Genomic DNA, 20,178 nt, shown 5'->3' on the forward strand with positions numbered 1-20,178 from the left:
AGCATGGCGGAGTCCAAGCCGCCGCCAAGCCGAAAATTATTGCAGGTTGCCCTTGCCGTCAGTTTCGCGCCTTAATAGAGTCGCAAATTATTCCTGATAGAGTCTGGATGGGTTGGGAAGGCCGGAAGCAACCGGCCGAAAAAGAGCAGCTAAATAAGCTCGCATGGCGAATGGGGAGATACTCGGGTGGGTAAGTCATCGCTTTTGCATGCTCGGGCCGGTTGACGGGCCGCCGAACATGTCATTACCAAAATTCGTCATTGGAATGGTTTTCGCCCTCGCGATCGTGGTCGCGTGGTCCTATGTCGACGGCGCGACGGTCACCACAACGGTGCTTCGCGTCATCGGCTGCGCTGTCCTCATCCAAGTCGGTTATTTCCTGCTGGTGTATGTTATGATCGCCAGGAGCGCGCCGACATCGGCCGACAGGGCTCGCGACGCCGAAAGAAGCCTCGGCGCCGACAAGGCGGTTGAAGGCGAGAAGCTCTCGGCGAGGCGCAGCGTGCATTGAACAGTCTGAAGCCGCAAGGTCGGCCTCGGATCATCTTGCAGCCGGACTCAGCCTGCTTCGGCCGGCTCGGGTTCCGATTGCTCGCCTGAAAGCATTTTCGACAGGCGGCTGCCGGCCTTCGCTTTCAACCTCTGATATTGCCCGACTTCGACGATTCGTCCGTTTTCGACTGCAACCACCCAGTCGGCGAAGGCGATCATCGATGGCCTGTGCGCAATGGTCAGGATCGTCATCGATCCGCGCAAGCCGTCGATCGATTTGGCGATCAGGGACTGGTTCTGCCAGTCGAGCGCGCTGGTCGCCTCGTCGAGAATGAGCAGCGAAGGTTTGCGCAGCAGCGCGCGCGCCAGCGCGATGCGCTGGCGTTCGCCGCCCGAGAGCCGGACGCCGCGGTCGCCGACCACCGTGTCGAGCCGCAACTCCAGCCGCTCGACGAAGTCGGCGCCATGCGCAGCGCGCAGTGCAGTCCACAGCTCCGCGTCACTGGCTTGCGGCGCGGCAAGGCGCAGATTGGCGGCGATCGTATCGTGCAGCAGGAACACGTCTTGCGGCACATACGCCACCTGGTCGCGCCAGCGCCGGCGGTTGGCGGCGCCGATCTCGACGCCATCGGCCAGGATTTTGCCCTCGCTCGGTTCGAGCAGGCCAAGCAGCATGTCGGCAAGCGTGCTCTTGCCCGATCCTGACGGACCGATCAGCGCCGTTACCTTGCCGGCGGGTAGGCCAAAGGTGACATCGCTCACCACCGGCTTGCCGCCCGCCTCATAGGCAAAGGAGACATTGCGTATGTTGAGCCCGACATCGAGCGACAGCTTGGCATCCGATTCGAGGTTTGCCGGCTCGCGCTCGGCATCGAAACGCGCCTGCATGTCGCGCATCGAGGCATAGGCCGGCAGATTGATCAGCACCTGCTGCGCCTGCATCTGCATGTCCATGAAGCGCGGCGCAATGCGCATGAACACCAGAAGCAGGACAACGATCTCGGCCAGCGAGAGGTTGAAGCGCACCAAAGCGACATAGATGAACAGGCTCAGACCAATGACGCTGGCGACCTGGAACAGAGCGGTGCCGATGGTGCTGTTGCGCACATAGTTGATGTTGTCGGCCTTCATCTTCTCCAGTGTCGCGCGAAGCTGCGCGTAATAGGTCGCCTCGACATTCAGGCTCTTGGCCACCTTGATGCCGCCGAGGAACTCCGAGACCGTTCGGTACTGCTCCTGGCGATTGCTGGTCAAAACCCGGCCGAAGGCGCTGGCTCGTGCCCGAAACGGCTGCAGCGCCAGGAAGGTGACGATGCCGACGACAATGGCAAACGCCGTCATCACTGTCGAAATGAACAGCGAGACAACGAGATAACCCGCCAGAAGCACGGCGATCTGCACCAGCATCAGCAGGGAGAACGCCGCCGACTGCACGCGGTCGATATCGCCGGTCAGCGCATGGTCGAGATCGGAGCTGCGCATGCGCGCGAATATCCCCCACCGCGCCTTGCCGATGCTCTCGAACAGGTTCATGCGCAGGCGATTGATGAAGTCGAGCAGCAGCCGCGCCATGTAGACGGATTTATAGCGGTTGAACGCTGCCTGCAGCGCGACAAGCCCGACCAGCAGGCAAAGCACCGTGGTCAATTGCAGCGTTCCGTCCGGAGCCAGCCAGCGCACCCAGTCGCGGTCAGGCAACCTGACCGCGAAATTCTGCTCGGGTCGCCCGACCAGATGCAGCAGCGGCACCAGAAGCAGGATCGAGATGCCTTCGGTCAGGCTTCCCAGGATCAGGAACAGCAATGCCGTGAAGGTCCTGCGCCCGCCGATCCGGGCCATGGCGGCGCCGAAGCCGGCGACATCGCGGTAAAACGAAAAGCGCAGGATCTGCGATGCGGACATGTCAGTCACCGCGGCCCTTTGTCGGCCGCCAGATCGTTTTCGATCAGGGCGACGGCTTCGCCGATACGGTCGAGCCCGGTGGGCACTTCGAGGCGGCAGACGCCGATCTGGCTGGCCAGGGCGGCGCATTGGCGAAGATGTGTCGTGGCAAAATCGCCGACCAGGGCTGGACGGCCGAAACGCGTCACATAGGAAAATTTGATGATTGCCGGCAGGGCGCCGATGCCTGGCAGCGGCGTGATCGCTGCCTTGTCGCTGCGCTCGAGGATATAGATCCGGGTCGCCGGCACCGCGTCTGCCGCAAATCCGGCGTGCAGGCGGTGCTGCATCTTGTCGATCGCCGCATGCACCTGCGGGCGTATCTCTGCCTGGCGGATGGGAAACGCGGCGGCGGCATCGGCGGCGAGCTTCAACTGCGGAAAACCCGGAACGATCATCGGCCGGTCCGTGAGATCGAGCGCCACGACATCGTCGGTCAGCAATCGATGCCCGGCACGGATCATCGCGCTCGCCGTCGTCGATTTGCCGGCGCCCTTGTCGCCCATGAAGACAGCGCTCTTGCCGCCGACCGCAATGGCGCTGGCGTGCAGGATGAGCAGGCCGCGCTGGTGCAGGAGCAGTGCCATGACCGGACCGAGCAGCGGAAACGCCAGCAGCGCATCGTCGACATCGGGCGCCGGCTCCACCTCGATGCGGCAGGCATCGGTGATCAGGAAGGCGCCGACCGTCTGCCATGCCAAATATTGCTGCCGCGGCTCGAAACGGAAAGCAGTTCCGGTCTCGGGCGAGGGTTTTGGCAGGTCGATCGGGCCGACCGTGATCAGCACATCGACGCAAGCTGGTTCGCTCGGCTCTAGCTCAGGCAGTTCGACCTGCGAAGCGATCGTCAGCCCATAGGCTTTGTAGAAGTGCTGTGCGCGAGCAGCAATTGCATGGCGGTCATCAGCGGCAAGAGGCATGTTGGCCGGCATCATCAGTGGCTCCCGCGCTGTTGCACCTGCCGCAGCCACAACGATAGCGAAATCGAACGCCATACATACTGGACATCGGGCAAGGTCGCGGCCTCGGGTTGGCTGGAAATACGGCCATAGGCGGCGGTCACCTCAGGCAGGTTGACGTAAGGGGCAATCCGCGCCGCATCTTTCACCAGCACCTTGTCCAGGAGATCGCGGTGATTGCCCAGCATGCCTTTGACCAAATTGGAGGTGAAATCGATCTTGTCGCGCCGCCACTGCACCGCCGGGGGCAAAATTCCTTCCATGGCACGGCGCAACACCGAGCGGCCAAAGCCCTGGTTCAGCTTTTCCGCGCCGGGCAGTGCCAGGCAGAACTCGACCAGCGGCTTGTCCCAGAAGGGGTAGCGCGGCTCGACGCCGAAATTGGCGGCGGCCTTGTCGAGAACCTCGAAGGCGTGCGGCACCATGCCGTTCGACAGCAGCCAGCGATGGGTCAAGGTCTCGCTGGCGCTGACCGCGGGCGGCATATAGCCGGCCCTGCGGAACCGTTCGACGAGGTCGGTACGCATCGCCAGGTCCGGATTGATCAGGGCGCGCCAGCTCGTCGCCGGCCGCCCAGTGGGATGGCGCCGCAATTTGCCAAGCACGCGGTTCGCGAACCGCTTGATTCTCGCGATGCGCCAGGCCGGCCCGTAAAGGGTAAGGAACTGGTAGTAGAGGCCGAGCATGCCATCGCCATAGGTGTTGGAGGCGCTGCGCAGCTCGCGCCACAGCTCCATCCATTTGCCGGCATAGGCGAGTTCGTGCAGGTGGCCGTGGCCCTGCGAAACCACCTCGTCGCCGCCATGGCCGTCCAGCAGCACCTTCATGCCCTTGGCGCCGGCGGTCCTGTAGATGTCGCGGGTCAGCGACAGGCCGGGGGCCAGGAACGTTTCCTCCTGCTCTTCCAGAATGCGTTCGAACTCGGCGAAGGGCGCGTAGTTGCCGACGGAAATCAAAGTGCCGTCGACCTTCTCCTGTCCAAGCACTGCCTCGATGAAAGGCCGCTCGTCCATCGGCGAACCCTTTTCGAACACCAGCGAAAACGTCGGCAGCCTCGGCTTTCGCTGCGCGGCATTCTGCAGGCCCGCCACGCAGGCGATCGACGAGGAATCGAGGCCTCCGCTCAGCATAGCACCGACCGCAGGCGTGCCGCGCATACGGTTGCGGACCGATTGCGAAAACAGATGCCGGAATTCCTCGGCCGTATCCGATCGCATCGGCCTTGGCGAGGGTTCGATCTGCCAGTAGCGGCGCAGCACCACCTGGTTGCCGGTCACTGTCAGACTGTGGCGCGCCGGCAGGCGGAAGATATCGGCATAGGCTGTCGACTGCGGATCGTCGGGCAGCCCGGCCAGGAATCCCGAAATCTGGTGTTCGCTGATGCGCATGTCGACGCCGCCGGCATCGAGGATCGGCCCGATCTCCGAGGCAAAGACGAAGCGCCGGTCGCTCGAATGATAGTAGAACGGTTTGACGCCGAAATGGTCGCGCACGCAAAACAGCTGCCGGCGCTCGCCATCCCAGATGGCAAAGGCGAAGTCGCCTTGCAGATGCTCGGGGCAGGCTTCGCCCCAGCGCAGATAGGCGCGCATCAACAGCACGGCGTCGGCAACCGAACTGTCCCTGATGCCAAGCCTGGCCAGCAATTCGTCGCGATTGTCCAGCCGGCAGTCCGCGGTGATCGCGAGCTTGCCGCCGGCCATGGTCAGCGGGCCGGGGCCGGCTTCATCGGTGGTGTTGAGCCAGGCGTGGCCAAGAACGACGCCCTCGTCCATCCACCACGAACTGCCGTCAGGCGCGCGATGTTGCATGCGGGTAAGCATGCGCTGGATGTCGGCCGCGGCGGCCTGCCTGCCTTCCTGCCTCAGCAGAATTCCGGCGACGCCGCTCATCGCTCACTGGCCGTGGTCGACGAGATGGTTAAACCTGCCAAGCGAGCCGCCGAGCACGATGTGGTCGCCACTGACCAGCCAGGCATGCGCCTTCAACTCGGTCCCGGTATCGCGCTCGATGCCGATGCGGATTTTTGAGGCGTTGCCCTGGCGGGCAAGCAAATACTGGCCGGAAAGCGCTTGGGTCAGACAGCTTGCGCCAGGCACCAGGCGGGCAGCCGCAGCCACGCCCCAGGCGACACGCCTGAGATCGCCGATGTCAGCTGTCTCGCTTGCATCGAGCCGCGTCACTATTCGGCGAATCCTGTTATAGGAAAGCAGCGTCAGCCCCAGCCGCACCGCCACGACCACCGCAAGGCAGTGGGCGAGAAAGAGCATCTCCGGCCCGCTCAGCGAGAAAGCTCTAGACAAGTTCCTCATCATGGAGCCTCGCAAGCCCGGCGTCCGCCAAGCCCTTCAACAATCCATCGACATCGGGCTTGCAGCGTTCCGGATCGACATTGTAGCGATCCAGCACGGCGCTGCGGATTTCGGAAATCGGCCGCGGCTCCTGGATCAGCTCCCAGATATAGGCGCCGACGCTGTTCAGGCTGTAATAGATGTTGGACCTCATATCGAGCAGCGCCAGGCCGTTGCCGAATTCGCAGGCCACGGCATCCTTGCTCGCGCTCATCCGATCGTGGTCCGTGGGGTTCCAGTCCATTCCTAAACCTCGCTCACAACACCAACGCTTCGGCAATTCCGGACAAAGACGCGAGAGCCGGGGTTTGACCCCCGACTCTCCTTAGTGCGCTCTGTTTGCAGAGTCCGGACTTTGTCACCCCAACGAGAGAAGACTCAGGAGAAGGTGAGTTCGCCGACCGGCGTATGTGCCGGAAACGAGGCGTCGAGTGCCGTAGTACCGCTACCGCCTTGCGTGATGGTCTCGATCGAGCCGTGGACCGTCAGGCTAGGGGTTTCGTACTCATGCTTTTCAACATTCTGTTCCAATTTACTCTCCACTTGTGGACTGGAAGCGGCCTGTCGATTGCCGGCAGCGAGCTATTGCTGCACCGCAATAGCTGCATGGCAGCATTTATGAGTCAAGCCTGATTTACCCGCCGTTAATCAATTCGCGGTTGCGGTAGCCTTCAATGGTGATCAAAACGGCTTGCATTTTCACAGCCTAGGTGATTTCAGCGGAGTGACCGTGGTTCTTAGTTACGTAGCTGATTTTATTACATTAAATTTTCTAGTCGAACGCTCGTCATTTGGGCGCTAGCGCGTGTTCCCACAAGATCGTTGCTGACGTGTCGGGCATAGGCTCCGATCAGGCGACGCCTTGCATCGTTGTACGACTGTGTCGCCAGACGTCCAGGTTGCAGGAAAATTGTCTCCAAAGGAAAAACTGGACGCGGCGCATGAATTTGGCGATGCTTTGCTTCGCAGTTGCAATATAACGCGCCTGGCGAATTTTTTGCGGAGATGCTGCAGCATATGGCATTGCAGGAAGGGACCTTCGAAAGGTTGCGCGCCGCTGGCTGCGCCGACGAAGTGGCCTATGTGCAGGCTTGCCTGCGGCTGTTCTTCGCCTCCGGGGCGAGCCCCAGCGCCGCGCCTGCACCGGCCATCTCCGTTGCCGATGTTTGCGATATCGCCAGGCTGAACAAGGTCGCCACCTTCATGCTGAAGGCGCTGTCGCGCCCACCGGCGGGCGAGACGCCGCCGGGATTGCTCGAGTGGCTCGACACTTATCGCCGGCGCACGATTGCGATGAACTCGTCCGGCATCATGGATTCGATGGCCATCGACAAGGCGCTGCGCGGCAGCAGCATCGATTTCGTCTTCCTGAAGGGCCCCCTCCAGCAGCAACTGCTCTATGGCGACCATTTCATGAAGCCGTCTGGAGATGTCGACATATTGGTGTCGCCGGCCGGCTTCTTTAGAGCTCGTGATGCGCTGCGCTCGATCGGCTACGAGGTCGCCGGTAAGTCCCGCTCCGTCTGGTGGGTGCGCTTTCTGGGCGAGCAGCACATGGTTCGCAGCCAGGGTCGGAAATTGTCCACCGTCGATCTCCATTACCGGCTCCAGCAGCCGGGATCGCCCAGCCCGCGCGATACGGAAGGGTTCCTGCGCCGCAAGCGCGCGCTTGCGATCGCCGGCTCCAGCGTGCCGTTCATCTCGGCCTCCGACACTTTGCTCCTGTCCTGCATCAGTGTCGCAAAGGCGCTGTTCAACCGCGAGCCGTGCGCGGGCTATGTCTGCGATGTCCGGGCCGCTGCCGGTCGGCTGAGCGAGGCCGAGCAGCAGACTGTGCTCGACTACGCGGCCGAGCAGGGGCTGGCTGACACCCTGCTGCTGGGCCTGCGCGCCGCCGATGTGGTGCTTGGTGGCGCCGGCACGCTGCTGTCGGATCGGGCCACCAGGATCCTCTCACGCATCGGCAATGAAGACCTGTTCCACATGGTCATCGCGCCGTGGCTGTCGTCGCTCAGATGGCCGCAACGGCGCACCGTTTTGTGGGAATTGTGCGGCCGCGAACCTGTCCGCTATCTGACCGAGGCCGGCTGGGCCGCGTCAGCCGACCTCAGCCGGCGGATTTTCGAGCGGGAAAGCCGGTGACGATGAGGGTCGTCATGCAGCAGGCAGATAACGTTCCGTCCCGATCCGCTGGGGATGGATCGGGGGATGGATCGGGGTCCGGCGCCGCGCGCCGGGAGGGCGAGGGGCCTCGCGACACTTTATGCAATCGAAAGGCCACCCTATGTCCATGACAGAATCCCGGGTCTGCGTGATCATCGCGGCGCGCAACGCGGCCCGGACCATTCCCGCAGCCATCGCCTCGGCGCTGCGCGAGCCGGAGGTGGCGGAAGTCGTTGTCGTCGACGACGCCTCCACCGACGACACCGCAAAGGTGGCCAGCGCTGCCGACGATGGCAGCGGTCGGCTTTCGGTCATCCGGCTCGACGTCAATCGCGGCCCGTCCTTCGCTCGCAATGCCGCCATTGCCGGGTCGAAATCGCCTTTCATCAGCATTCTCGACGCCGACGATTTCTTCCTTCAGGGACGGTTTCGCCAGCTGTTTGCCAGCACCGACTGGGATTTCGCCGCCGACAACATCATGCTGATCCGTGACGATACGGCGACCGATGTCTCGAAGATCGTCGCCCCGTCCTTTTCGGCGGACCCGGAATTCCTCGACTTCGAGCGATTCATCGAGGGCAACATCTCCAGACGGCGTGTCCAGCGCGGCGAACTCGGCTTTCTCAAGCCGGTGATATCAAGAGCTTTCCTCGACAGGCATGGGCTGCGTTACGACGAGAACCTGCGTCTCGGCGAAGATTACGAACTCTACGCTCGCGCCTTTGCCCTTGGCGCACGCTTCAAGGTCATCCGTTCCTGCGGCTATGGCGCGATCGTGCGCGCCGATTCGTTGAGCGGGCGCCACAAGACACAGGATCTGAAGCGCCTCGCCGATGCGGATCTGGCACTGCTCGAGATCGACAGCCTGCCGGAAGGCTCCAAGGCCCTGCTGCGCAAGCACGAGCGGCATGTGCGTGACAAATACCGGCTGCGCAATTTCCTCGATGTGAAGGCCGAGCGCGGCATGGCGTCTGCCGCCGCCTATGCGCTGGCCAGCCAGTCGAACCTCATTCCTATCGTTGTCGGCGTGGCCGCCGACAAGCTCGATGCGTTGTTTCGCCACGCCGGTCTGTCCCCGCGGCAGCAGCCGGTGCCGCCCTTGCGCTTCCTCATGGCCGCTACCAACACGGCGGCGCAAAAGTAGGCTCCGCCAAGTCCGGGACGGCGGCCGCAAGGCTGAAAAAATTGCCTTTCTGAAACTCGGAGGTTGCCTACACGCCCCGACGATGGCACTGTATGTTGCGGTGCAGCAATTTTGGAAGGCCAACGGAATGGCTTCAATTTTCAGCTTCAGGTCCAGGGACCCAGCGCGGGACAAGCAGACCGATCTGGCGCGTTTCGACCGTCTGGCAAAGCTGTTGGATCAGATCACGGCCGAGATTGCGGCCGAAAAGACCGGGCTGGAGGCCCGCTACCGGTCGAAGTCCACCAACGCGGCCTTCCTGGTCGAGTCGATGGAGAACGGCTCGGCGTCGGCAAGCAAGCTGTCGGAAGTCGGCGAGTTGACGAAGTCCATCCTGAACTGCGAACAGCGCATCGCCGAGCTGGTGCGCCAGACGAGCCGGATGAAGGAACTGCGTCATTCGCTCGACGCGATCGTCGACGAGAATGGCCATGGTTTTGATTCGCACGGCGAATATGTCGAATCCGCAGGTCGCTTCGGCTGAACACGGTCACACGAGACACAGAAGAGAAAGTTCGGGGACGGAGGATCGGGATCGGCCCGTTAGCAATGTGGGCCAATCGGTGACTTTGGGTTGGGGCGGAACAGCACAAAGGTGAATTGATATGAACGCAGATCCGAAGACGACGCCCATGGCGGCAATCGATGCCATGATTTCGACGCGGCCAAATCGGCCAATGCGTCTTGTAAACCCAACGCGTCTTCTATCCGTTGGTGCGCTTCTGTTGGCGGCAGCCGCAGCTCTGCTCGGCGCCGCCCACCCCTCCCGCGCCCAGGACGCCTCCCCGGAGATGCAAAGCGCACCGTCCTTCGTCGACGATTTCAAGAGTTTCGATCGTTCGCGCTGGTATGTCTCCGACGGTTGGTCGAACGGCAATCACCAGAACTGCACCTGGTCGAAAAGCCTGGTAAAATTTTCCGACAACATGCTGACGCTCGGCTTCGAAAAGCGCAAACTGAAGGACCGCGAGTTCGCCTGCGCCGAGATCCAGACCAAGCAGCGCTTCGGCTATGGGACCTATGAAGCACGGATGAAGACCGACACCGGATCCGGTCTCAACGCCGCTTTCTTCACCTATATCGGCCCTGCCGACAAACAGCCCTGGTATGAGATCGACTTCGAGGTGCTGACCAAGGATACATCCAAGGTGCAGGTCAACAGCTACATCGCCGGCAAGCCCAAGAACGAGAAGCTGGCCGAGGTCGAAGGCGGCGCCGACAAGGGCTTCAACGACTATGCCTTTATCTGGGAAAAGGACCGGCTGCGCTGGTACGTCAACGGCAAGCTGGTCCAGGAAGTGACCAATCCCGAGCAATTGCCGACCCACTCGCAGAAGATATTCTTCAGCCTCTGGGGCAGCGACACGCTGAAAAACTGGATGGGCGCCTTTTCGGACCCCGGCCGCCAGGTGACGATGCAGGTGCAGCGCGTGGCCTTCACCGCGCTCGGCCAGCCGTGCCAGTTTCCGGAATCGCTGGCATGCAGTGTAAGCAGCATAAAGTAGATCTGAACCGGCCCGGCCATATAAGGCCAAAGGGCGTGAACAGGAATTAACCCGAATGAATTTGACGGTCTTTGGAATTGGCTATGTCGGTCTCGTGCAGGCCGCGGTGCTTGCGGAGGTCGGGCACCAGGTGGTGTGCGTCGATGTCGATGAAAAGAAGGTCGAGCGGCTCAACCAGGGCCTGGTGCCGATTTTCGAACCGGGACTGGAGGCCCTGGTCAAGGAGAACCACGCCGCCGGCCGCATCAAGTTCACCACCGATGCCGCCGCCGGCGTCAAGCATGGCGAGATCCAGATGATTGCGGTCGGCACGCCACCCGGCGAAGATGGTTCGGCCGACCTCAAATATGTGCTGGCGGTGGCCGAGACCATCGGCCGCGAGATGGATAGTCCCAAGATCGTCGTCGGCAAGTCGACCGTGCCGGTCGGCACCTGCGAAAAGGTGAAGGCCAAAATCGCCGCGACGCTGAAGGCGCGCGGGCGCCAGGACCTGGCTTTCGACGTCGCTTCCAATCCTGAGTTCCTCAAGGAGGGTTCCGCCGTCGCCGACTGCATGAAGCCTGACCGCATCATTGTCGGCACCAACAGCGAGGGCACCGAGGCGGTGATGCGGGAGCTCTACGCGCCGTTCAACCGCAACCACGAGAAGATGATCGTGATGGACGTGCGCAGCGCCGAATTCACGAAGTACGCCGCCAACTGCATGCTGGCGACCAAGATCTCCTTCATGAACGAAATGGCCAATCTGGCCGAGCAGCTCGGCGCCGACATCGAGGAGGTGCGCAAGGGCATCGGCTCGGATCCGCGCATCGGCTATCACTTCATCTATCCCGGCCTCGGCTATGGCGGTTCGTGCTTCCCCAAGGATGTCCGCGCGCTGATCAAGACCGCCGAAGGTGTCAAGTTCGACGCCAAGCTGCTGCGCGCCGTGGAGGAGCGCAACAATGCGCAGAAGTCGGTGCTGTTCGACAAGGTGCACCGTTATTTCAAGGGCAGTCTCAAGGGCAAGACCTTCGCGCTCTGGGGCCTCGCCTTCAAGCCCAACACCGACGACATGCGCGAGGCGCCGGCGCGCGTCCTGATGGAGGCCCTGTGGCAGGCCGGCGCCAATGTGCAGGCCTACGACCCCGAGGCGATGCAGGAATGCCAGGCCATCTACGGCCTGCGCGACGACCTTTTGTTGTGCGGCACCAAGGAGGCGGCGTTGCGCGGCGCCGACGCTTTGCTGATCGCCACCGAATGGAAGAGTTTCCGCGCCCCGTCCTTCGACGCGGTGAAGGATGCCCTGACCACGCCGGTCATCTTCGATGGCCGCAACCTCTATGATCCCAAGGTCATCGCCCGTCACGGCATCGAGTATTTCTCGATCGGCAGGATGGCGGCGTGAAGGCAGGGCGGCACAACGCGGAGCCAGGTTCATGAAAGTTCTGTTTGCAGGCGGCACCGGCTACACGCCGCAATTCAGCGGGGGCGTCCAGTCGAGCACCCACCACCTGGTCGAGCAATTGCGCGAAAACGGTCACGAGGCATCCGTTCTGGCAGCGCTGTTCGGCGACGGCATGTTCGGCTTCCGGGCGCGCGCCAAGATGAAGCTCCTTCGTCAGCGCGCGGTCATCGACAATTTCCCGGGCTATCCGGTTGTACGGGCGTGGTTCCCCTGGGAAGCGGCCGACTTCGCCGTCAAAAAGTTGAGGCCGGATGTCGCGGTCGTGCAGTGCCACAATTCGGTGCCGATCGGCAGAGAGCTGCAGAGGCTTGGCGTGCCGCTGACCGTCTATCTGAGGAATGTCGAATTCGACGAATTGGCCGGCGATCTGCGTGAGCTCCATTCGGCGGTCTATATCGCCAACTCCGAGTTCACCGCGCGCGCCTATAAGGCAAAATTCGATATCGATTCGACGGTTATTCCGCCGACCATCAATCCCGCGTTCTACAGCACACCGACGACCGGTGAATTTGTCACGCTCATCAATCCATATGAGGAAAAAGGCTTCGATCTTGCGGTGCGCATTGCCGCCGCCTGTCCCGAGATCCCGTTCCTGTTCGTCGAAAGCTGGAAGCTCGACGACGATCATCGAGCCCGGATCGAAGCAACAATCTCTCCCCTCCAGAACGTCAAGCTGGAAAGCCGCACCAGCGACATGAAGACGGTCTACGGCCGCACGAAAATCCTGCTTGCGCCCAGCAAATGGGAAGAAGCCTGGGGCCGGGTGGCCTCGGAAGCGCATTGTAGTGGCATTCCCGTAGTCGGCTCGCGGCGCGGCGGTCTGCCGGAAGCGATCGGCGCCGGCGGCGTGGTATTGGACTACGACGCCCCGCTCGCCGACTGGGTCGCAACGGTCAGGCGGCTGTGGAGCGACGAGGCCGAGTACAAGCGGCTGTCAGCGACAGCACGTCAGTTTTCGGAGCGGCGGCAAATGAACCCCGACAGCCAGTTCGCAACGTTCATGGGCGTTCTCGACCGCGCAAGACGTGTCGGTTTGGAGCGCGCAGCCTAAACGCGTCGTGTTGCAGTTCAGCTGAGACGCTGCACGACCGTGGTCGCGCAAAGTTTCCGTTAGCCAGGTCGTGCGCCTATCCCTCCGGATCACTTTTAATTGCTGCAGTGCAATATTTTGTGGCACTGCAGCAATCAACGTGTATTCTGCCTGTCTACATTAGGGCTTGTGCGATATGGACCGCTTGGTTCGAGCAAGCCCCAACCTTATGGGCGGGTCATGCGCGTGGGCTTTGTCGTCGGCGAATTCCCTCTGCTTTCGGAAACCTTCGTCGTGGACCAGATGGCTGGGCTGCTGGCGCGGGGCTTTCAGGTCGAAGTCGTCTGCGAAAAGATGCAAGGTGACCACCGAATTGACCGGCAAAGCGAGCCGATGGCGACGCTGCTCGCCAGAACCCGACATTGGTGGCGATGGGCCGCTGGAATCAGCAAATTTGTACAACGTCTGCCGCCGCGTCTGCGATACAAGGCCTCGACCGTTCTCGACATCGCCTTTGCACGTCGCCTGAACCGCTGCGACGTGATTGTCGCCCACTTCGGACAGAACGGCGAGAGAGCAGCCGCACTGAAGAAATGGAAGGTGCTCAAACCACCGATCATAACCATCTTTCACGGCGCGGACGTGGCGATCCCGGCGCGGCAGGCAGTGCTCGCGACACAATATGCCGGGCTGACCAAGCATGGGACCCTGAACCTGCCCGTCAACGATTACTTCCGCACGATGCTGCTGGAAGCCGGCCTGTCCCAGGCGAGCACGACGGTCCACCATATGGGAATTGACACCCGCGAAATCGGCTATCGCTGGGAATCGTGGGAAGGCACCCAACTGGTCGTGACGACGGTTTGCCGCCTGGTCGAAAAGAAAGGCGTCGAGTTCGCCTTGCGAGCCCTGGCCTCCCTCAAGGCCTCCCAGCCGCAGCTAGACTGGCGTTACGACATTGTTGGCGACGGTCCTCTGCGGATGAATCTGGAGAAGCTGGCCGTAGAGCTGGGCTTGGCTGGTCGCGTAACATTCCTCGGCAGCCTCCCTCACGCGGAGGTGAAAAGACGGCTTCGCATGGCGCATCTCTTTTTACTGCCAAGTATCACTGCCAGCGACGGAGATATGGAAGGCATTCCGGTCGCGCTCATGGAGGCCATGGCCGCCGGATTGATTGCGGTCAGCACGTATCATTCGGGAATCCCGGAGCTCATCAAGGATGGGGAGACGGGGTTGCTTGCGCCCGAGCGAGACATTTCAGCGCTTGCCGGCAAGCTTGCCTGGGCCGCGCAGCACCCGACTGAATGCGAGCGTATCGCGCTTGCCGCACGCCGCAAAGTCGAGGACGACTTCAACGCAGATGTTCTGAATGAACGTTTTGCGCAGATCGTTACCCAACTGGCCACATCGAGCCCTGCGCATGAACCTGCCGGTCATGTCGGGGTTTCCGAGGGCTTGGCGGATCCTTCATCTGCCGGCTGACACTGCTGCTCTGCGTTTGATCGGCAGACACGCCAAGCCGAGGGAAATCTTGCTACAGTGCACCAAAAATGTTGCAGTGCAGCAAGACCTATACTAACGTCCCTGCGGGTGGGCCAACAGCGGTAGAGTTCCATGCTGCATGTCTTGTGCCTCCGGCACCCTGTTTTCGGCCCGGCTTTTGTCAAGGGCACACCGGCTCTCCGCACGAGCGCATCCTGCCGATGAAGATTTGCTTCGTAGTCGACAAGTTCCCCTCATTGTCCGAAACCTTTGTTCTCGACCAGATAGCCGGATGCCTTGAGCGCGGCATGGAAGTCGGCGTCGTCTGCAACGAGACGTCCTTCGGCAGGGACAGCAACATCGATGATCCGCGCTGGCAGGCGCTGCCAGGAAAGGTCATATGCTGGTGGGGTGGCCTGGGTCGCTATCGCCCGCTGCTCAGGAAGTGGTCCGGCAGGTTCTGGGACAAGCTCTCGACCGCCATCGACATTGCTCATGCCCGAAAACTGCAGGGCGCCGACGTCATCGTTGCCCATTTCGGCAACAACGGCATGCGCGTGGCCCGCGCGATCAAGCGCGGGAGGATTTCCGCTCCCCTGGTGACGATATTTCACGGCCGTGATGTCGGCGAACCGCTGCATGACAATACGCTCGCGCGCTACAAGATTGTGTTCGAAAAGGGCGTTCTTCAACTGCCGGTGAATGCGTTTTTCCGCGATGCCTTGATTGAGGTCGGTGCATCGCCGGAGCAGGTTGTGGTTCACCATATGGGGGTGCGGCCGAGTGACATCGACTATCGGTGGCGTTCATGGGAGCAGGCTACGCTCTCCTTCATCTCGGTCTGCCGCCTGACTGAAAAGAAGGGCATCGAATATGCGCTTCGCGCGCTTGCTGGCCTGCCGCGGCGAGACTGGATCTACTCGGTGATCGGCGGCGGAGAACTTCTCGAGCAGCTGAAGGGGATCGCCGCAGAGCTTGGCATTGCCGACAGGGTGAATTTTCTTGGGCCCCGGCCGCACAGCGAAGTCAAACAGCGTCTGCGCGATGCGCATGTGTTCCTGCTGCCCAGCGTCGGCGCCCGCGATGGCGATCTGGAAGGCATTCCGGTTTCCCTGATGGAAGCGATGGCCGCCGGCCTGACGGTGGTCAGCACGTATCATTCCGGGATCCCTGAACTGATCGATGATCACAAGACGGGTTTTCTCGTGGCTGAGCGGGACGTTGCGGCGCTGACCGGAAAGCTTGCCTGGATCGCCGAGAATCCGAAGCCGTGTGAAGAGATCGCTCTCGCAGCGCGCAAGAAGATCGAGGCCGAGTTCAACTCCGATCTGCTGAACCAACATTTCGTGGAAATCGCCATGCGGCTTGGCGAAACGAGGTCGCTTGCATGAACGCCAATCCGCCCCCCCAGTTCGGTCGTGTCGCCCTGCGCGGCGGGCTGGTAACCATCGGCGCCCAGGGCTTCAAGATGGCGATCCAGTTTCTCTCCGTCATCGTGCTGGCCCGTCTGCTCGTCCCCGAGGATTTCGGTCTGGTGGCTTCCGTCGGGCCGATCGTGGCCTTCGTCGGGCTGCTTCAGAATCTGGGCCTGCAGCAGGCTGTGGTTCAGCGCAAGGACATCAGCAACCAGCAGCTCAACCAGGTGTTCTGGATCAGCGCGCTCGTCGGGCTGGGTAGTGCCGTGGTAGTGGCCGGCCTGGCGCCTGCCATCGCCGCGTTCTATGGCGATCAACGTATGTCCGGCATCACCCTTGGCTCCGCCCTGCCGCTGCTTCTCGGCAGTCTCGCCGCAGTGCCGCTGGCGTTGATGAACCGGCACCTGCAGTTCGGCCAGCTCGCACTGAACGACGTGATAAGCGCCGCCGCCGGACTTCTGGCCGCCGCGATCGCGGCCTATGCGGGGTTGGGCTACTGGTCGCTGGTCATCGGCCCGGCGGTTTCGGCAGCTATCGCCCTGGCTGCCGCCTGGCTGGTGGCGCGTTGGACGCCTTTGCGGCCGGACCTGAAGGTCGATGCCGATATATTGTCGTTCGGCGCCAACCTGACCGGCTTCAACCTCGCCAACTTCTTCTCGCGCAATCTCGACAACATTCTCATCGGAAAATATTCCGGGGCGATCGAACTCGGCTATTACGACCGCGCCTACAAGCTCCTGTTGTTCCCGCTTCAGAACATCAACCAGCCGCTTACACGGGTCATGGTGCCGCTGCTCAGCCGCATCCACGATGACAAGGCCCGCTTTCGCGATATCTATGTGCGCACCAACTGGATGCTGGCGGCCGTTACCATGCCGGGCATCGCGGCGCTGACGCTGACCTCCAATCAGATCGTCGGACTTCTCTTCGGCGCGGGCTGGGCACCGGTCGCACCGATCTTTGCCTGGCTGGGCATCGCCAGCCTGGTCCAGTCCGTTTCAAGCACGACGGGATGGATATTCATCTGTCAGGGCAAGACGAAGACCATGTTCCATTGGGGCATCTATTCGTCGCTGACGACCGTCGCTGCCTTCGTCGTTGGCCTGCACTGGGGCGCCGTCGGCGTTGCCGCGGCCTATGCCATCAGCGGTTACGTGCTGCGCGTTCCCGTGCTGGCGCTACTGGTCCATCGCGTCGGTCCGGTGACCGCCGCCGACTTCCTGCTCATGCAGGGGCTTTTCATCGCCTCGTCCCTGCTTGCCTGGTTCCTGTACCTGTGGTTGCCGGCGTCTCTAACGGGCCAGTCAGACCTGCTCGCGGTCTTTTTGGCGCTTGCCCTCAACTACGGCATCGGTCTCGTTTTCATGCTTGCCGTCCCGCAGTCGCGACGCGCTTTGTTCACCACCCTGTCCAACGCCGCGCGCAATATCCGCTGAGCGGCCGGCGATCAGCGGCGCCAGCAGGTTTGTGGCCGACATTGCCGAAGCATGTTCTTCGAGCACGGCCTGAAGGCTTGTCTTGCGATAGCGGTCGAGATTTCCCGCAAATCGGCCGAGCTTTTCGCGCGCCTCTTCGGGCGTCACGGTGTCGATGTCGAGCAGCACATCGTCGACACCGATTCGCTTGGCCACTTCCTTGGTTTTGAACTCGTAGGCGATCGGCAGCACCGGCGTGCCGACGCAAAGCGACATGATCATCATATGCATGCGCGTCGCGACGACGAAGTCGAAGCCCTTCACCAGCGCCATCAACTGGTCCGGCGTGTGGAACGAAGCGTCCACTGTCACGTGGCTGGCGATCTCAGGATCGAGCTCGGCAACGATGGCCTGTGCGGTCTTGGAATCGTCATGGGCATATTCCGGCACGCCCTGACACGTGGAGACGAAGGTCACCTCCTTGCCAAGGTCCCTGACAAGAATTGTGGCGATCTCGCGGACCGAATCCAGATAGCGGCGCATGCCGCCCTCACCGTCGCTGACGTAGTTCCAGTGGCGGACCGAAATAGCGACGCGGCCCGTCGACGCCGGCGGCTGGCTGGAAGCGAGACGCTTGCGGATCCTGTCGGTATCGGCCAAGGCGAATACGGCATCGGCCACCACGTGGCACTTGCCGAGATCCTTCACCAAGTCCCCGATATGGGTCCGCGACCGTTCGTCGCGCAACAGGATGAGCGGACTGCGGTCAAAGATCGGGCCAAGCTCCTGGCGGTTGTAACTTTTGTCGAACGGACCGAGGGATTGCGTGAAGAAGACCGGATCTTTGCCAAATACGGCATCGAGCCTGAACTGATTGAGGCGTCGTTCGAGATTGTAGTTCTCGACGAGATAGGTTCCCCCTGTGGTGACCACCATGTCCGCGTCGGCGTAGATATCGAGACCGCGCCGGTCGCGATGGCTGAAAAAATTGCCTAGCGCGCTGCTGCCAAACCAGCGCAGGGCCTGGAGAACGAGCCGATTGTAGATCGGCTTGAACCGGTCCCTCAGCCCGCTGCCATTCTTGTATCGGAACAGGGATTCCGACAGCAGCTTATGGAATTCGAGGTCGGGATAATCCGTCTTCGGATAGAGTCGTTCCGCAACCTCGGGCTGGCTGTCGAAGACGGCAAACCGCACGTCGCCTTGCACGATCGTCTTGAGAATGTGGCGGATCGCCAGCAGAATCGCCGCATCCCCGGTATTCAGGCAGACTGTGTTTTCAACGACGATCTTCATGGGATACCTCATTTCGTCAGCAGATTCCGCGGCGTGGCCTGCGGTGCCTAGGACGGGCATGGTGACCGAAAATACCCACGCCAGGACGATCCCGATGCGGCTCGCGTCACAATCCATCGCTGCATCGGGCTGGGTGACCAGCCAGAGCGGCGCTCAAGCCCGACGGAGGGTAACGCATCAATTTTGCAGTGCAACAAAAAACGTGCACTTATGCTACGGCGCACCAAAAATGTTGCGATGCAGCAAAAGCTGGGTTAGCATTCCCGTGGGTGGGCCAACAGCGGTCGAGTTTTCATGCTGCATGTCTTGTACCTTGTGCACGATGTTTCCGACCCGGCGGTGCGCCGGCGGATCATAATGCTCAAGGCAGGCGGCGCGCGGGTCACGTTGGCCGGCTTCCGTCGGACCACAAATGCTGTTCCCGACGTCGAGGGGCTGCAGCCGGTCGACCTCGGCGCGACGCGTGACGGCCGATTCGGCCAGCGTCTGGCGGCGGTCGCCAAGGCGGCGCTGTCGATAGGCTCAAAGCTTGCGGCGATGCCGAAGCCCGACCTCATCATCGCGCGCAATCTGGAAATGCTGGCGCTGGCCAGGCGCGCCAAGGCCGCCTTTCGCGGCGGCGTGCCGATCGTCTACGAATGCCTCGACATCCATCGCCTGGTGCTGCGCAATGACATGCTGGGCAAAGCACTGCGCACAGCGGAGCGTTATCTCGCCCGCGACGTGAAGCTTCTGGTGACGAGCTCACCGGCCTTCATCGCCAATTATTTCAAGCCGTTCGGGCAGGTCGCCGCACCGGTGGAACTGGTCGAAAACAAATACTTCGAAACCGCGCCGATCGCCTTGGATGACAGGTCAAAGGCCGAAAACCCTGCAGCACCCCCGTGGCGCATCGGCTGGTTCGGCGCGCTGCGCTGCCGCCGCTCGCTGGAGCTGCTGGCCGACTTCACGCGCCGTCAGGGCGGGCGCTTCGAGGTCGTCCTCCGGGGCCGTCCGGCACTCTCGGAATTCCCGGATTTCCACGCTTTTGTCGAGGCCGAACCCTATCTCTCCTTTCGTGGCCCCTACCGCAACCCGGAAGACATGGCCGCGATCTACGGCGAAGTGCATTTTTCCTGGGCGATCGATTTCTTCGAGGAAGGGCAGAATTCGGAATGGCTGCTGCCCAACCGCCTCTATGAGGGCTGCCGCTTCGGCGCCGTGCCGATCTCGATGGGCAATACCGAGACCGGGCGCTTTCTCGACCAGCAGGACATTGGCGTCCTGCTTTCCGATGCCACGCCCGAAATCCTGGAAACCGCGCTCGGCCGCATGGACCAGGAGCACTTCGGCAAGGCCAAGGCGCGTGTGCTGGCCCGCAACCCACGAACCTGGAGCTACGACCGCAGCGACTGCCGCGCCTTTGTCGACAGGCTGCGCGGTCTGGCGGCGGTCCCAGGTCCCTTCGTCACCGAAGCGCTGGCTTAGCGATGGCTGATGATGGGAAAAGTACAGAGCAT

At 62.0% G+C, this 20,178-nt stretch carries 17 protein-coding genes and 1 pseudogene; 11 read left to right on the forward strand and 7 right to left on the reverse strand.

Going from position 1 to position 20,178, the window contains the following annotated elements; genetic code table 11:
- The first annotated feature begins 238 nt into the window (after positions 1-238).
- Positions 239-511 carry an exopolysaccharide production repressor protein gene (locus NKJ88_RS20460; protein WP_023711266.1) on the forward strand — a complete coding sequence of 91 codons (273 nt, stop codon included), beginning with the start codon at positions 239-241 and terminating at the stop codon, positions 509-511.
- A gap of 47 nt (positions 512-558) precedes the next feature.
- Here NKJ88_RS20460 and NKJ88_RS20465 read toward each other — a convergent pair whose 3' ends face one another.
- The 6 genes from NKJ88_RS20465 to NKJ88_RS20490 all read right to left on the reverse strand — a co-directional run bounded on the left by NKJ88_RS20465 (position 559) and on the right by NKJ88_RS20490 (position 6,274).
- On the reverse strand, positions 559-2,394 hold the full coding sequence (locus NKJ88_RS20465) for an ABC transporter ATP-binding protein (protein ID WP_023711265.1): 1,836 nt from the start codon (positions 2,392-2,394) through the stop codon (positions 559-561).
- Positions 2,395-2,399: 5 nt separating this feature from the next.
- Positions 2,400-3,368 carry a phosphoenolpyruvate carboxykinase (ATP) gene (locus tag NKJ88_RS20470; RefSeq protein WP_023715553.1) on the reverse strand — a complete coding sequence of 323 codons (969 nt, stop codon included), beginning with the start codon at positions 3,366-3,368 and terminating at the stop codon, positions 2,400-2,402.
- On the reverse strand, positions 3,368-5,284 hold the full coding sequence (locus NKJ88_RS20475) for a lasso peptide isopeptide bond-forming cyclase (protein WP_023742532.1): 1,917 nt from the start codon (positions 5,282-5,284) through the stop codon (positions 3,368-3,370). The genes NKJ88_RS20470 and NKJ88_RS20475 overlap by 1 nt, the downstream gene beginning before the upstream one ends.
- Before the next feature lie 3 nt (positions 5,285-5,287).
- On the reverse strand, positions 5,288-5,695 hold the full coding sequence (locus tag NKJ88_RS20480; protein WP_245260050.1) for a lasso peptide biosynthesis B2 protein: 408 nt from the start codon (positions 5,693-5,695) through the stop codon (positions 5,288-5,290).
- Positions 5,688-5,957, reverse strand: coding sequence for a PqqD family protein (locus NKJ88_RS20485; protein WP_352445201.1), 270 nt, complete (start codon positions 5,955-5,957; stop codon positions 5,688-5,690). Before NKJ88_RS20485 ends, NKJ88_RS20480 begins: the two co-directional genes overlap by 8 nt.
- A 164-nt stretch (positions 5,958-6,121) precedes the next feature.
- The gene (locus NKJ88_RS20490; RefSeq protein ID WP_023684233.1) at positions 6,122-6,274 is read right to left on the reverse strand and encodes a lasso RiPP family leader peptide-containing protein; all 153 of its coding nucleotides are present in this window, start codon (positions 6,272-6,274) and stop codon (positions 6,122-6,124) included.
- A 486-nt stretch (positions 6,275-6,760) separates the two neighbouring features.
- Here NKJ88_RS20490 and NKJ88_RS20495 point away from each other — a divergent pair, with 486 nt between their 5' ends.
- From NKJ88_RS20495 to NKJ88_RS20535, 9 genes are all read left to right on the forward strand, one after another.
- Positions 6,761-7,885 carry a nucleotidyltransferase family protein gene (locus tag NKJ88_RS20495; protein ID WP_023822122.1) on the forward strand — a complete coding sequence of 375 codons (1,125 nt, stop codon included), beginning with the start codon at positions 6,761-6,763 and terminating at the stop codon, positions 7,883-7,885.
- Between the two features lie 142 nt (positions 7,886-8,027).
- Positions 8,028-9,050: a glycosyltransferase family 2 protein gene (locus NKJ88_RS20500; RefSeq protein ID WP_023806163.1), complete on the forward strand. Its 1,023-nt coding sequence runs from the start codon at positions 8,028-8,030 to the stop codon at positions 9,048-9,050.
- Between the two features lie 127 nt (positions 9,051-9,177).
- Complete coding sequence (locus NKJ88_RS20505) at positions 9,178-9,573, forward strand: hypothetical protein (RefSeq protein ID WP_352445203.1); 396 nt, start codon at positions 9,178-9,180, stop codon at positions 9,571-9,573.
- 121 nt (positions 9,574-9,694) lie between these two features.
- A complete protein-coding gene (gene exoK / locus NKJ88_RS20510) occupies positions 9,695-10,594 on the forward strand; it encodes an endo-1,3-1,4-beta-glycanase ExoK (protein WP_023668806.1) in 900 nt (299 codons plus the stop codon).
- 55 nt (positions 10,595-10,649) lie between these two features.
- On the forward strand, positions 10,650-11,981 hold the full coding sequence (locus NKJ88_RS20515; RefSeq protein WP_352445205.1) for a UDP-glucose dehydrogenase family protein: 1,332 nt from the start codon (positions 10,650-10,652) through the stop codon (positions 11,979-11,981).
- A 31-nt stretch (positions 11,982-12,012) separates the two neighbouring features.
- The gene (locus tag NKJ88_RS20520; RefSeq protein ID WP_023711257.1) at positions 12,013-13,092 is read left to right on the forward strand and encodes a glycosyltransferase; all 1,080 of its coding nucleotides are present in this window, start codon (positions 12,013-12,015) and stop codon (positions 13,090-13,092) included.
- 219 nt (positions 13,093-13,311) lie between these two features.
- Positions 13,312-14,553, forward strand: coding sequence for a glycosyltransferase (locus NKJ88_RS20525; RefSeq protein ID WP_352445207.1), 1,242 nt, complete (start codon positions 13,312-13,314; stop codon positions 14,551-14,553).
- Between the two features lie 221 nt (positions 14,554-14,774).
- On the forward strand, positions 14,775-15,944 hold the full coding sequence (locus NKJ88_RS20530; protein ID WP_023694198.1) for a glycosyltransferase: 1,170 nt from the start codon (positions 14,775-14,777) through the stop codon (positions 15,942-15,944).
- Positions 15,941-17,404 carry a lipopolysaccharide biosynthesis protein gene (locus NKJ88_RS20535; protein ID WP_023684224.1) on the forward strand — a complete coding sequence of 488 codons (1,464 nt, stop codon included), beginning with the start codon at positions 15,941-15,943 and terminating at the stop codon, positions 17,402-17,404. Before NKJ88_RS20530 ends, NKJ88_RS20535 begins: the two co-directional genes overlap by 4 nt.
- A 225-nt stretch (positions 17,405-17,629) precedes the next feature.
- Here NKJ88_RS20535 and NKJ88_RS20540 read toward each other — a convergent pair.
- A pseudogene (locus tag NKJ88_RS20540) lies at positions 17,630-18,796 on the reverse strand (polysaccharide pyruvyl transferase family protein); the annotation flags it as partial.
- 177 nt (positions 18,797-18,973) lie between these two features.
- On the opposite strand from NKJ88_RS20540, the gene NKJ88_RS20545 reads away from it, so the two are divergent.
- Positions 18,974-20,146, forward strand: a complete 1,173-nt coding sequence (locus NKJ88_RS20545) for a glycosyltransferase (protein WP_023684222.1) — start codon at positions 18,974-18,976, stop codon at positions 20,144-20,146.
- Positions 20,147-20,178: the final 32 nt, after the last annotated feature.

The sequence above is a fragment of the Mesorhizobium sp. M0016 genome, from assembly GCF_040324035.1.
Lineage (GTDB): Bacteria > Pseudomonadota > Alphaproteobacteria > Rhizobiales > Rhizobiaceae > Mesorhizobium.